This is a genomic window from Rouxiella sp. T17 (genome assembly GCF_036663475.1).
GTDB lineage: Bacteria > Pseudomonadota > Gammaproteobacteria > Enterobacterales > Enterobacteriaceae > Rouxiella.
Map to the genome: position 1 here is coordinate 101,705 of NZ_JAWUEA010000010.1, position 14,151 is coordinate 115,855.

Consider the following 14,151-nt stretch of genomic DNA (forward strand, 5'->3'; position numbering starts at 1 on the left):
TGATTAAAACGCAAAGCAGCTGCAGCCGAGTGCGCCCCAGAAGGCGTTTTCCTCGGAGACAGGCAGGTTGGCGCCGCGCGCAATGTCATGAGAATGGCTGTGAACGCCGCACGGGCCGCTGCACTGGTGAGGCATTTTCTGCATTCCGACGCGCGTGGCTGCGGTTGGCGGTGCGCTACGATAATGACCCGGCACGTTAATCACCGGCGACCAGTCAGGCAAGACGGGAATCGACGGCGGGGCTTCATCGCTGAACGTTCCGGCGGCATAGACGATGTTGCCGTCTACCACGGTCAGTACAGATTCAATGCCTTTAATCTCTTCTTCCGGCACGCTGAAATAATCTTTGCTCAGCACCGCCATATCGGCCAGCTGGCCGACTTTTATCTGGCCTTTTTTCCCCTGTTCGCTGGAGAACCAGGCGCTGCCCTGCGTCCACAGCATCAGCGCCGTTTCGCGATCCAGACGGGCGTTGACGTCATACATCTGCATGCCGCCCACGGTGCGGCCCGACACCAGCCAGAACAGCGCGGTCCACGGGTTGTAACTCGCAACGCGGGTCGCGTCGGTGCCGAGGCCGACCGGAACGCCGGTTTCCAGCATTCGGGTAACGGGTGGCGTGTGACGCGTGGCTTCGATGCCATAACGTTCGGCAAAATATTCGCCCTGAAATGCCATACGATGCTGCACGGCGATGCCGCCGCCCAACTCTTTGATACGATCAATATTGCGCTGGGTCACCGTTTCGGCGTGGTCAAAGAACCAGTGCAGGCCGTTAAACGGGATCTCGCGATTGACCTTTTCGAACACGTCCAGCATGCGGCTAATGGATTCGTCGTAGGTGGCGTGCAGGCGGAACGGCCAGCGGTGCTCGACCAGATGACGCACTACGCGCTCCAGCTCGTCTTCCATGCCCGGTGCCAAATCGGGGCGCGGCTCGAGAAAATCTTCAAAATCGGCGGCGGAAAAGACCAGCATTTCGCCCGCGCCGTTATGACGGAAATAGTCGCTGCCTTGACCCGGCGACAGCATGTCGGTCCATTTTTCAAAATCTTCCAGCTCGTGGCCCGGACGTTGGGTAAACAGGTTATAGGCGATGCGCAGCGTCATCTGTTTCTTTTCATGCAGCTCGGCAATCACCTCGTAATCTTCCGGATAGTTCTGGAAGCCGCCGCCCGCGTCAATCGCACTGGTCAGGCCGAGACGGTTCAGCTCGCGCATAAACTGGCGGGTTGAGTTCACCTGCTGCTCGAGCGGAAGTTTCGGACCTTTCGCCAGCGTGGAGTAAAGAATCATCGCATTAGGTTTTGCAATCAGCATGCCGGTTGGGTTGCCGTTACTGTCGCGCTGGATTTCGCCGCCCGGCGGGTTGGGCGTATCTTTGGTGTAACCCACCACTTTTAGCGCGGCGCGGTTAAGCAGGGCGCGATCGTAGAGGTGAAGAATAAACACCGGCGTGTCTGGCGCTGCGTCATTAATTTCTTCCAGCGTCGGCATACGGCGTTCGGCAAACTGAAATTCTGTCCAACCACCCACCACGCGCACCCACTGGGGTGAAGGCGTGCGCATCGCCTGCTCTCTCAGCATTCGCAGCGCATCAAACACCGACGGCACGCCTTCCCAGCGCAGCTCGAGGTTATAGTTCAGGCCGCCACGAATTAAGTGCAGGTGCGAGTCATTCAGACCGGGAACGCCCGTATGACCTTTCAGATCAACCACTTTGGTCCCTTCGTCGTGATACTGCATCACCTCGTTGAGCGTACCTACTGCCAGAAATTTACCGTCGCGAATGGCAACGGCATCGGCGATCGGATTCTCTCGATCGACGGTGTGAAATTTACCATGAGTGAAGATGACGTCGGCTTTACCGGGGTTAATCATGAAACCTCCTGAAACGAATGGTCCGAAACGGCAGTGAATGGCCGCGGATAGCGAACTGCCCTGCATAAAACGCAGGTTAAAAGGATGGTGGAATTATGATCGCGAAATTTGAAAGGCGTCTAGTTATACAAAGGGATAGGTATACCTTCGTATAGTTATACCTATAGATAATAGTCTGAAATAAAAAAGGTTCTTAAACTGCGATCAGACAGTGAGCCCTGAACTTTAAAGGCATCTACATCATTAGGTTCACATCATTTGCTTTTACACCATCCGCTTGTACACCATCCGCTTGTACACCCTAAACAGTATTAACCTCATTGGGATAAAATATGACGACTCGCAACCTTGAAGTATTGACGCCGCACAACTGCCAGATAATTTTTATCGACCAGCAGCCACAGATGGCATTTGGCGTGCAATCCATGGATCGCCAAGTGTTGAAAAATAACGTGGTGGCCTTGGCTAAAGCGGCCAAAGTCTTTAATATTCCTACAATTCTTACTACCGTTGAGACGGAAAGCTTCTCTGGAAATACCTTCCCCGAACTGCTGGACGTGCTGCCGGGTCAGGACATTCTCGAGCGTACTTCCATGAACTCGTGGGATGACCAGAAAGTGCGTGACGCGCTGGCGGCAAACGGCAAGAAAAAGGTGGTGGTTTCAGGCCTGTGGACCGAAGTGTGCAACAACTCCTTTGCACTTTGCGCCATGCTGGAAGGCGATTATGAAATTTACATGGTGGCCGATGCGTCTGGCGGTACTACCAAAGAAGCGCACGATTACGCGATGCAACGCATGATTCAGGCGGGCGTTATTCCGGTGACCTGGCAGCAGGTGATGCTGGAATGGCAGCGCGACTGGGCGCATAAAGAGACGTACAACGCGGTCATGGATATTGCCAAAGAGCATTCGGGCGCTTACGGCATTGGCGTCGATTACGCCTACACCATGGTGCATAAAGCGCCGTCACGTCAAAAGAGCGAGCACCGTACTCTGGCTCCGGTTCCGGCACCGATTCGTTAATCGGCTCGGCTGGCTGGCTCGAAACGGGTCAGCCAGTCATTTAAGGAATACAGCATGCAACTGTCGCAGCGGATTGTCGTCGTCGATGATGAACGCTCTGTGCGCAATGGGTTAACTAACCTGCTCCAGTCTGAAGGTTATCTGACGCAGGCCTTCGAGTCGGCAGAGGCACTTCTGGATGATGAGACTGCTCTGGCCGAGGCCGCGCTTTTTATCATAGATGTGCAACTTAAAGGCATGAATGGTTTCGATTTGTTCATCAGTCTCACTCAACGGATGACTAATCCGGCGGGCATTATTATTTCGGGCAACGGTGATGAAGATATGTCCCGCTACGCCGAGCATCTGGGCGCGATAGCTTTTTTGTCTAAACCGATAGAATTAGATACATTGTTTGTACACATCCGTCAGGCGTTTTCCGCAAGGGCAGCTCGCTCATGAGTATGAATCCGCAGGCAGTCAATCCCGCAGCAAACGACATCATCGTGCTGTCAGACGATATTACCTTCAGCCCGCTGGCGCAGGAGGGCAATGTTGACTGGTTACTGGCTCGGCACGCGACCACGGGTAAAACCTTCGTGCTTGCCACGGCGGGCAGCGAAGAGTCGGTTTTTCACGTGACGCCACTGCTAAAAAACGAATACGCGCTTCGCGATAAGCTGGCGGATAGCTGGTCTTTGAAACCGGTGCAGCACACGCATTTTCAGGGACGTTACTCGCTGATTTACAAGCCCTTTAATTACCGCACCCTCGCCGATATGCTCTGTACACCGCCTGCCGGTATTGCCGAGTTTCTCGCCAGTGCGGCGATGCTCTGCAATGCGTTGAGCATGATGCATCAGCAGGGGCTGGTTCACGGCGACATCAAACCCGCGAAATTTTTCTATAACGAAGACGGTGCTATTCGGCTGGGCGGCTTTGGCCTGTCGTCGGTTAACAGTGACCTCTCGCCGCAGCCTCAATTGCCGATAACGGGTGGCACGCTGGCCTATATGTCACCGGAACACACCTCGCGGTCGGCCCATCCGGTGAATCGGGTAAGCGATCTTTATAGCCTCGGCATTGTGCTTTATGAGTTGCTGACCGGCAGATTACCTTATGGCAATGCCGACGGCGGGCACGCTGAATGGGTCCATCATCATATTGCGTCGGAGGCGCTGCCGCCGCATTTGCTGCGTCCGGACGTGCCCGCGGTGCTCTCTTCAATCATCCTGCGGCTGCTGGCCAAATCGCCGCAATATCGCTATCAGACGGTCGAGGGCGTGCTGGCCGATCTCCAGCGCTGCGCCAATAATTTGGTGCCGGACGGAGCAATTCACACTTTCGCGCTGGGCATGCAGGATTCTCAGCCTCTGAATTTATCCACCGATGCGCTCTTTACCGATCATCCACAGGCTACGGATATTCTGGCGGCTTTCGACGAGGTGAGCAGAAGCGGCAAGCACAGTCTGGTGGCGATAAGCGGCGTACCGGGCGCAGGAAAATCGTCTTTAATCGCCTCGGCGGTCAAGCTGCTGCGCAACAAGGTCGCGCTGTTAACCGTGGTTAAGGCCGAAAAAAACTCGCCGGTGCTACCGTATTCTGTCTTTACGGCCGCGTTCAAAACGCTGGCGCTTCACGTGCTCGGGCTTCCTGCCGAAGAGCTCACCCGCTGGAAGACGCACCTCAGCCGACTGTTAGGCGAATATGCCGCAGTGGCGGTGAATCTGGTGCCGGAGCTGGCGATGTTATTGGATCAACCGCTGTTAAATCAGAAGTCACGGGATCAAAAGTCGATCGATCACTCCTCACTGGATCAAAAAGCCGCCGTTCAGACGCACACCTTCGCGCTTGATGAAAAAAATCGTTTTAATCTCGTGGCTTGCAATCTGGTTAAAGCCTTTGCCGCGCCGGGCCGTCCCTTAGTCATGCTGATTGATGACATCCATTGGGCGGATCAGGCCACGCTGCTTCTGCTGCAAAATGTGCTGAGCGGCAGTGAAGATATTCCGCTGCTGCTGGTGATCACCCATCGCGACAGCGTTTCTATGCCGTGTCCGACGGTGGCGGGCAATTTGAGCCGGATTCGGGCTCATGCGGCGCGCATTACCGATGTGACGCCAGAGCCGATGTCCGAGAAAAATATTGCCAGCTGGCTTGCCGGGCTGTTTCATGCCAAACGTGCCGCAACGGAAGAGCTGGCGCAGGTTATTCATGAAAAAACCGCCGGCAATCCGCTCGCCACGCGCGAGTTTTTCCGTCAGGCGCTTCGTGACGGCCTGATCACTCACAATGCGCCGTCACGCTGGGCCTATGATTCACAGGCGCTGAAAAATAGCCACTACACGGCAAACGTGGCGGCCAGCGTGCTGCAGCATTTAGTGACGCTGCCTCTGCCGACTCGTCAACTGTTGGCAAAATTAGCCACTCAGGGCGGCGCAGGCGAGCTGATTACGCTAGGCAACATGCTCGATATTGCGCTGTCCGAGATGGTATTGATGCTTCAGCCCGCCATTGCGGCGCGGCTGATTTCCGTGAATGACACGGATTATGCTTTTATGCACGACAGCATGCACGAGGCGGCATTAACGCTGCTCGATGTTAAAGAGATGGACGCCTTCCATTACCTCGCCGCCTGCTTTTATATGCATCAATCCAGCCTCGATATTATCAACGTCCTGCTGTTTAGAGCCGCGCATCATGTGCTGTCGATAAAAAATCTGGCGCTGTTGATGCACGATGCCGAGACGTTTTCCCAACTGATGCTAAAGGCCAGTCGGCGGGCAAAAAGCTCCGGCGATTTTGTTTCGGCGCTGCGTTATCTGCACGCCGCGCGGCTGCTTAATGACAGCGCGGGCAGGGTCGAGCGGGGCGAGTTTTTGCTTGAACAGGCGGAGTGCGAATTTCTTAACGGCAACCTGCCCGCCGCGCTGGAGTTGAGCATCAAAATCCAGTCCGCGCCCGGCGAGATTACCGACAAAGCCGAGGCCGCCTGCCTGATTGCCGAAATTCACATGCGCCAGTCCGACAGTCGATTGGCACTCGAAACTGCGCTCTCCTGGCTGGCGGTATTCGGCATTCATCTGAACCGTAATCCCGACAAAGCGGAGTGCGACGAAGCTCGACTCCTGCTTAAAAAGGATGTCGGCAAAAATCCCTATACGCGATTTCGTTCATTACCGCTTATCGACACCAAGAAAACCGAAGCGGTCATGAATCTTATGGCCAGCGCCAGCACCTTTGCCGCGTTTATTAATCCGCGGCTGCATTTTATGATCCTCTGCAAGCTGCTTCATTTGACTCTGGCCCAAGGGCTGAGCGGCGCGTCTACGCTTGCATTATCGTGGTATGGCGTGGCGTGTGGCGATCAGTATGACGAATACAGCCGAGGATTTTCCAGCACGCTTCTGGCACGCGAGCTGGTTTATAAGCATGATTTTACGAGCTTTAAAGCACGAACGCTGATGCCGCTGGATCAGGTTAGCGTCTGGACCATGCCTCTGACCTATGCCATCGAGCGGGCGAAAGCGACTTTTGACGTCGCGGTGGAAACGGGTGACCGAACGTCAGCCTGTCTGGCATTGCGGCATATTGTCATGAATTATCTTGCTCGTGGCGATCATCTCGACGGCGTGCATACCTCAATCACGCGGGCGATTTTGTATGTTCAAAAGGCGCAGTATCGCGACGTAGAAAAGATTTTAGGGATGCAGCGCGATTATGTGCTGTTCCTGCGCCAGCCTCGCGGCGATAGCTTTAGTGGACATAACTTCAGTTGTCATGACTTTAGTAGTCATGACTTTAGTAGTAATAGTAATAGTAATAGTAATAGCGCTCTGCCGGTCGCCGTGGTTGAGCCTGAAAACGCCGTAGAGCCGATGTATCTGATGAAGTTCTGGTCGCGACTTTATAAAGGAATGGCGCACTTTTTTGCCAACGAATATGACGACGCGCATCGCTATTTTACTGCGGCCGCGCCTTTCACCGACTTGATCCCCGGTCATGTTCACATGCTCGACTTTCATCTGTACAGCGCGCTGTCGCTCACTATTCCTTTATCCTCAGGAGCGATGATTGCACAGCCAGATTTAACGTTAGTGACCAAGCTTGAGCAGCATCTCGCCAAAATCGTGACGTGGGCCAATGAAAACGCTAAAACTTTTGCAGACAAAGAGGCGCTGCTGCGCGCGGAGCTGTTTCGTTTAAAAGGCGAAACCGCGCTGGCCTACGAGCAGTATGAGATGGCTATCGCGTTGTCGCGCGAAGGGCAGTTTCCGCATATTAATGGCGTAGCCTGCGAGCTGGCGGCGCGAATGGCCTATGCGCAAAACATGGCGTTTGCGGGAGATGCCTACATGAAAGGCGCGATGGCGGCCTGGGAACGTTGGGGAGCGGGAGCCAAAGTTCGCCAGCTTGAAACGCAGTATCCCGCCCTCGTGCATCATAATACCCAGACTGCGCTGAGCACCGTCGCCTTTGAACAGAGTGCAGCCATCGGCGATTTGCAGAGCATGGTGACCATGATGCGGGCGCTCACGGAAGAGATTGATCCGGACCGCATTATCCATATTTTGATGATGCTGCTGGTGGAACGCGCCTCCGCGCAGCGCTGCATGCTGATACGTCTCGTCGATGGCAATATTCCAGAGATTCAGGCCAGAGCTTCCACTACGGTCGAGGGTGTTAAAGTGCAGATCGTCCGCGAATCGCCGCTCGCCACCGATCTCCCGCTCTCGATTCTTTCGGCGGTGATTCGCAGCGGACAGGAGATTCGCACCGGAAAACCCGACGTTTTCAGCCCCTTCAGTCAGGATAATTATCTTATCGCATCAGGCGCGGCGGTGATGTGCGTGCCGATGTACAAACAGGCGCGGATGGTGGGCGTGCTTTATCTTGAAAATCGGTTAATGCCGGAAGTGTTTACCGCCGAGCACTCAAGGATTGTGGCGATGCTCGGCGCACAGGCCGCCGTCTCGCTGGAAACCGCGCGCCTGTATGCCGAACTGGTCGATGAAAACATTCAGCGTCGAAAAATCGAGAAACAGCTGCGCGCCAGCCAAACCTCACTCGTGCTGGGCGAAAAAATCAGTCATACCGGCACGTGGCATTGGCTGATTGAGTCCGACGTTCAATACATTTCCGATGAATATAAACGCATTATGGGGCTGCCGGACGAGCAGACCACTACCTCGATGGTCGAGTTCCAAAGCCGCGTTCATCCCGACGATATTTCGAGTCTGAGAGAGCTGATTGAAACCTGCGCCAGCAAGGGCGAAGTGATGCTGGCAGAATTTCGGATTGTGCGGGATGACGGCGAGTGTCGTTATATTAAAGGCATTGGCGAGCCGAATGAGAACTGGCCCGAGGTGGCCGAATATTTCGGCACGCTGACCGACATTACCGCCCAGCGTCACGCCGAAGATGCCGTCAGAATTGCGCAGGCGGAACTCGCCCGCGTCGCGCGTGCCACAACGGTGGGGCAATTGACGTCGTCCATCGCCCATGAAATCAATCAGCCGCTGATGTCGATTGTGGCGAATGCGGGGGCGAGCCAGCGCTGGCTGAAGCGTGAGCCGGCGCACCTTGAAAACGCCTGTCAAAGTATTGATGAGATCATTCGCGAAGGCCGTCGGGCGGGCGATATTATTCGCGGACTTCAGGCGCTCACGCGCAATCAGGTGGCCGAATTTTCGCCCGCCAGACTGCACCAGATTACTCGCGACATTCTCAGTTTGTCGCGCCTTGAGCTTGAACGTCGCTTCGTTTCGCTAGAGCTGGAATTTGCCGCCGAACGGGATGAGGTGTTTTGCGAAAGCGTTCAGATCCAGCAGGTGCTGCTTAATCTGGTCATTAATGCTATCGACGCAATGGCCGATAATGCAGGCGCGCGCGTTTTGCGGATCTCTTCCAGCCATCCGGCCCACGATGTTATCCGCATTGAGGTCGCCGATAACGGCACGGGGTTAACGGATGAAGTCATCGGCAAGATATTCGATTCGTTTTACACCACCAAAGCCCACGGCATGGGCATGGGGCTGACTATCAGCAGTGAGATTATCAAACGGCACGGCGGCAAGCTGAGTGCCGAAAATCGACAGCAAGGCGGCAGCCGATTTTGGTTTACGCTGCCGCTGGGCGGCAATAAAAGCCTAAGCGGAATTAAATAGGCTTAATTATCATGCAGAAGGCCGAGCTTTTCGGCCATTCTGACTAATTCCGATACCGACCGCACCTGCAGTTTCTCCATAACACGGCGTTTATGCACTTTGGCCGTGATTTCACTAATACCCATTTCAGCGGCAATTTGTTTATTCAATAATCCGCGAATAACCAGCTGCATCAGCTCATTTTCCCGACGGGTCAGGGAATGATAGCGCTCGGTCAGCATGACTTTTTCCTGCGCCGCGCCTGCGCTTTTTTCGGAAAGGGCCAACGCCTCCGCAACAACTTTCAGTAAATCGTCGGGCATCACGGGCTTGGTGAGAAACTCAAACGCCCCGGCCTTCATCGCCCTTACGGTAATGGGGATCGTGCCATGGCCCGTGAGAAATATGGTCGGAATCGCATAACCTCGTTCGGTGAGATGCAGTGAAACATCGAAGCCATCGAAGCCGGGCATATTGAGGTCAACTATCAGACAGCTAGGCGTAACGTAAGCGGCTTGATTGAGAAAGTCGGCAGGCGAGGTAAAGGTTGAAACCAGATAACCTTCCGAGCCGAGCAGGTTTTGTAACGCATTGATTACCGACTGATCGTCATCAACGATATAAACAATTTTATCCATCATGGCGGGCTCTGACTCTTGGGAGTTCTGTTTTTATAGGTCATTGAATATAAGGTGAATTGACTATAACGTGAACTGAATATAGCGTGAACTGAATATAACGTGAACTGAGAATATTTTAAATCGCCCAGTCGCTCACATTACGCCCCTTATCACTGGGTTTATTACATTCATCCACGATGCCGCAAGGCTTCGGTAAGCAGTCTAAAGGCTGGCGATGAGTGATGTCGATTGGGGTAATAAAGATAGTATCCGTCCCAGTAGGGTGACCACTTTTCCAATACTCTGATTGCTTCTCCTTTTTCAAGATAGGGTTGGGCTATTTCTTCTGGCACATAGGCGAGGCCGTGTCCGGCGAGTGCGGCATCCAGAACGTGAAAAATATTATTAAAGGTGAGCTGACCATCAACGCGTATTTTCACCTCTCTGCCGTTATCCTCGAATTCCCAGTGGTAAATTACACCCGACGTTGGAAAACGGTAATTAATACACGCATGGCTCATCAAATCTTGCGGAGTTTCTGGGAGCGCGTGCTTTTTAAAATAGGCCGTTGAGCCTATTACCGCAAAGCGGAAATCAGGGCTGATACGTGCAGATATCATATCTTTGGCAAGCTGCTCACCCATGCGAACACCCGCGTCATAGCGCTGTGTGACAATATCGGAGAGCCCATTATCAAGAATAATCTCGACTTTAATGTCGGGATAGAGCGGTAAGAAATCTTGTAGCTTCGGCCAAATGACATGGCTGATTGCGTAATCCGACGCATTAATCCTGATGATGCCTGAAGGGGTATCTTTCAATTCGTTAAGCGCATCAAGCTGGATTTCAATTTCATCAAAATGCGGCCCAATGCCCAGAAGCAGTTTCTCTCCGGCTTCCGTGGGTGAAACAGCCCGCGTCGTCCGCGTGAATAATCTGACTCCCAGCCTTTTCTCAAGATTTCTTATGGTATGGCTCAGCGCCGACTGCGAAATACCTATTTTTGCGGCAGCGCGTGTAAAACTTCGTTCTCTGGCTACTGCCAAAAATGCAATTAAGTCGTTTATATTTTCACGGACCATCAATAACTCCCTCTGCGTATTTATCGCAATCTACTGATTTATCGAAAGATAATTTTCAAAGCCGCGCATTTCATCGTTGAAAAACAGAGCTTCAACAGACTTCGACTTCAATATATGAAAATTCTACATGATGGCATCCCTAATTAGGATACTAATTTAATGAGATTAGGGGCGTTATCATTGTGCAATGCACGTTAACTATCGAATCAGTGCGAGAGGGGGGATCCAGATTGCGGGGCGCTTATGCCTTTTATTCACTCGGTAGACTTTTTCGGTAGTTAACCTAGGTTCTTAGCTAATTGATTTGCATGGTATTCAGGGAAATTAAATGACAAACGATAAAAGTATAGAGGCCAACGCTGAGGCTAGCGTGCAGGCTCAAACAGAGCATGAGTCTGCAAATTGGGGAGGAGTATTCGCGATAACACTTTGTGCATTTGTCCTCGTGGCTTCTGAATTTATGCCGGTCAGTTTGTTGACGCCGATGTCTAGCGATATGTCGGTAAGTGAAGGATTGATCGGGCAGGGCATTGCTATTTCTGGTGCTTTGGCGGTTCTGACAAGCCTGTGCATCCCTACATTTGCAGGACGTCGGGATCGCAAACTGGTGCTGCTGGCCTTAACGGCGCTTATGGGAATCTCAGGTATTGTCATTGCCACTGCGCCAAATTATGCCGTTTATATGCTTGGACGGGCATGTGTCGGTGTTGCTGTGGGTGGATTTTGGTCTTTGTCTGTAGCAACGGCGATGAGACTGGTCCAGAAACATCAGGTGCCAAAGGCAATGGCTATTTTTAACAGCGGTAGCGCGCTGGCAACTGTCGTGGCGGCACCCTTGGGCGCCTGGCTGGGATCAACTATCGGCTGGCGGGGAGCATTTTTCTGTCTGGTACCGATTTCGGTCGGTGCTTTTATCTGGCAGTGGCTCGCATTGCCAGCGATGAAGAGCCAAAAAGAAAATCGTCAGTCTGGAAATGTCATTGCGGTGCTAAAAAACAAGAAAATCGCAGTGGGAGTGGCAGGCTGTGGGGCTTTCTTTATGGGGCAATTTACGCTGTTTACCTACGTGCGTCCTTTTCTTGAAACGGTGACGCATATTAATGTTGCCTCACTTTCACTGATTTTATTGTTGATGGGGGTTGCCGGACTGTTAGGAACGGCACTCATTGGCAAGTTCTTAAAATATGGCGTTTATAAAACGCTTATCGCTATCCCTCTTTTGATGGCAGCTATCGCAGTTTTACTCGCCTTGTCGGGCGATAAGGTCGCCGTAGTCGTCCTGTTACTTGGATTCTGGGGGTTAGTCGCCACGGCCGCGCCTGTTGGATGGTGGACATGGCTGGCTGAAATCCCTCATAACGCCGAGGCGGGCGGGGGATTAATGGTTGCCGTAATCCAGCTTTCAATCGGACTAGGCTCAACGCTGGGCGGGGTAATATTTGATTTGGACGGCTATCAAAGCACATTTTTCGCAAGTGCAATCATTCTGATAGCAGGCGGAATATTAGCGTTAACTGCCTCCAGAGTAACGTGCCCCCAAGAGTAAATCTTACTGGCGACGACAACGTTCCGAGCATTTACGCACGTCGTCCCAGCATTTTTCCCATTTTTTCCGCCAGCTGAAAGGCCGTCCGCAAACGGTACAGACTTTGGTCGGAAGTTCGTTTTTTTTCAAAATCACTCTCCTACGCGAACCGTCTTTGAGAAATAAAAAACTGAGAGAAGTAAAAAGTAGAGCAGTATGCAGTTAATAAAGTATAAACCGAATAGGCAGAGTGTGAATAGCGCGCTTAGATAAGGTCGATGTTCACTCTTTTGCCAATATCTTTAAGCTGAGAATATTTCTCAAGCAGCTGGGGAGCGTCGTCAAGGCTCATGGCGAACATCCACATGTAGGTCATCACCGAATAGATATGACCGGCATCGACGCCGCCGCGAAATGCCATGTTAAAAATGGTGGTAGCAAACAGCAGGGCCGTCACCGCGCCAATGGAGAGGAAACCCCACGCTTCGCGATCTGATAATCGAATCCGTAAACCGGCCAGCACTTTATAATGTCGACTGAGCGACGCAACGGGCGCATTCCTGACAAAGCCGACTTCTTTTTCAAGCCGGTCATTTAGCCGGTTAAAGAGTGCTTCATTTTTGCGCGTGTATCCAGGCAGAAAGAAGGTAAAGAACACTAGAATGCCCAGGCAGATAATCCCCGTCCAGAATTCTATCGCGAGCAGCATGAACGCCGCGCCGCTAATTGAGGCCACGGAAGTGATCAATATTGGCAGATGCTTTTCGAAGAAATCGACAAATTCTCTGGAGAGAGCAACCCTCGCGGCGATGGTCGAATGACTATGCTTCTCTCGGCGCTGTGCCAGAATGACGGGCACCGCCAGCTCGGCATAAATTCTGGTAAAGGTTCGCGTATCCAGACTGCGCCTTGCCGCACCGATCACCCACATCGTGAAAACCATCATGGCATAGAAAATTGCGTGCCATGCCTGACCTGCGACTATGGCATTGATGGCAAAGCCCGCCAGAAGCGGATAAAGAAGATAGGTGACATTTTCGGCGACCACCAGCATCAGCGTAAAGAACAGCTTTTTCCGGTGACGATGGCCAAGTCGTTTGAGTGTGTTGAGTGCGCTGCCGGTGACTTTGGCGGGTTTCAAAATTTCATGAGTTTGCATTAGCGAGTTTTCTGTTAAAATTAATTTGAGCAATTGCTCAAACTGAGGAAAGAGTCTATTTGAGCAGTTGCTCAATGTCAATGAGGCCAAGTTATGAAAGAAAGCAGGGAAGTACTGAAAGCACGTATTCTGGATGGCGCTGCGGCGCTTTTTAAAGAGAAAGGCATTGAGAAAGTCACCACCCGCGAGCTCACTGAACGCCTCTCAATCTCGCGCAGCCATATCTATTATTACTTCAGCGACTGGCAGACATTATGTATCGAGGCGCTCAGGCGTTTTATGCAACAAGATTTGGACCAGTTTATTGCTGACACTGACAATTTGCCCCCCGCGAAAAAACTGAGTGTCTTGATCGAAAATTATCTGCCCGGCACGCCGGGTACGCCCGATGCCGTCTGGCAGCTTTATGGCTCTCTCTGGCAACTGGCCGGGCAAGAGGCGATTTATGCTGAGTTGGTTGACACGTTTATTCAAAAATGGGGCGATTTTAATGCCGCTATCATTAATGAAGGCATCGCAGAAGGCGCTTTTCGTCAGGTAGATACGGTACGCGTCGTCAGGCAGCTTTCGGCAATGCTAAATGGCTATGCCGATCACCTGATTATTTATCCGTCCGAGGAAAAATATAGGGAAGCGGTGGATGATGTTCAGGCGTTTATCGATTTTACCCTCAACGTTTAATGAAATATTCAGACGAGGGTTTTAGCATTATTTATCCCTGGAATAATTAAGCT

General features: G+C 52.4%; 10 protein-coding genes. 5 read left to right on the top strand and 5 right to left on the bottom strand.

What is annotated here, in order from left to right; all coding sequences use genetic code 11:
• Positions 1 to 3: 3 nt before the first annotated feature.
• Positions 4 to 1,881 carry an amidohydrolase gene (locus SC206_RS02940; RefSeq protein WP_332734046.1) on the bottom strand — a complete coding sequence of 626 codons (1,878 nt, stop codon included), beginning with the start codon at positions 1,879 to 1,881 and terminating at the stop codon, positions 4 to 6.
• 332 nt (positions 1,882 to 2,213) lie between these two features.
• On the opposite strand from SC206_RS02940, the gene SC206_RS02945 reads away from it, so the two are divergent.
• From SC206_RS02945 to SC206_RS02955, 3 genes are read left to right on the top strand one after another with little or no spacing between them, the layout of a single operon-like run.
• Entirely contained in the window at positions 2,214 to 2,906 is a 693-nt protein-coding gene (locus SC206_RS02945) for a hydrolase (RefSeq protein ID WP_332734048.1), read from the top strand.
• 54 nt (positions 2,907 to 2,960) lie between these two features.
• Positions 2,961 to 3,347 (top strand): response regulator transcription factor, encoded by a 387-nt coding sequence (locus SC206_RS02950; RefSeq protein ID WP_332734049.1) that lies wholly within the window; start codon positions 2,961 to 2,963, stop codon positions 3,345 to 3,347.
• Positions 3,344 to 9,052 carry an ATP-binding sensor histidine kinase gene (locus SC206_RS02955; protein WP_332734050.1) on the top strand — a complete coding sequence of 1,903 codons (5,709 nt, stop codon included), beginning with the start codon at positions 3,344 to 3,346 and terminating at the stop codon, positions 9,050 to 9,052. Before SC206_RS02950 ends, SC206_RS02955 begins: the two co-directional genes overlap by 4 nt.
• A gap of 2 nt (positions 9,053 to 9,054) precedes the next feature.
• On the opposite strand, the gene SC206_RS02960 is transcribed toward SC206_RS02955, so the two are convergent.
• Together SC206_RS02960 and SC206_RS02965 are read right to left on the bottom strand one after the other, a co-directional pair.
• Positions 9,055 to 9,669: a response regulator transcription factor gene (locus SC206_RS02960; RefSeq protein ID WP_332734111.1), complete on the bottom strand. Its 615-nt coding sequence runs from the start codon at positions 9,667 to 9,669 to the stop codon at positions 9,055 to 9,057.
• Between the two features lie 170 nt (positions 9,670 to 9,839).
• Complete coding sequence (locus SC206_RS02965) at positions 9,840 to 10,733, bottom strand: LysR family transcriptional regulator (RefSeq protein WP_332734051.1); 894 nt, start codon at positions 10,731 to 10,733, stop codon at positions 9,840 to 9,842.
• A gap of 328 nt (positions 10,734 to 11,061) precedes the next feature.
• On the opposite strand from SC206_RS02965, the gene SC206_RS02970 reads away from it, so the two are divergent.
• Positions 11,062 to 12,279 carry an MFS transporter gene (locus SC206_RS02970; RefSeq protein ID WP_332734052.1) on the top strand — a complete coding sequence of 406 codons (1,218 nt, stop codon included), beginning with the start codon at positions 11,062 to 11,064 and terminating at the stop codon, positions 12,277 to 12,279.
• Between the two features lie 3 nt (positions 12,280 to 12,282).
• Here the strand turns inward: SC206_RS02970 and SC206_RS02975 are convergent, their stop codons facing one another.
• Positions 12,283 to 12,414 carry a DUF2256 domain-containing protein gene (locus tag SC206_RS02975; RefSeq protein WP_332734053.1) on the bottom strand — a complete coding sequence of 44 codons (132 nt, stop codon included), beginning with the start codon at positions 12,412 to 12,414 and terminating at the stop codon, positions 12,283 to 12,285.
• Between the two features lie 109 nt (positions 12,415 to 12,523).
• Positions 12,524 to 13,417, bottom strand: coding sequence for an ABC transporter six-transmembrane domain-containing protein (locus tag SC206_RS02980; protein ID WP_332734054.1), 894 nt, complete (start codon positions 13,415 to 13,417; stop codon positions 12,524 to 12,526).
• 93 nt (positions 13,418 to 13,510) lie between these two features.
• On the opposite strand from SC206_RS02980, the gene SC206_RS02985 reads away from it, so the two are divergent.
• The gene (locus SC206_RS02985) at positions 13,511 to 14,098 is read left to right on the top strand and encodes a TetR/AcrR family transcriptional regulator (RefSeq protein WP_332734055.1); all 588 of its coding nucleotides are present in this window, start codon (positions 13,511 to 13,513) and stop codon (positions 14,096 to 14,098) included.
• Positions 14,099 to 14,151 lie beyond the last annotated feature (53 nt).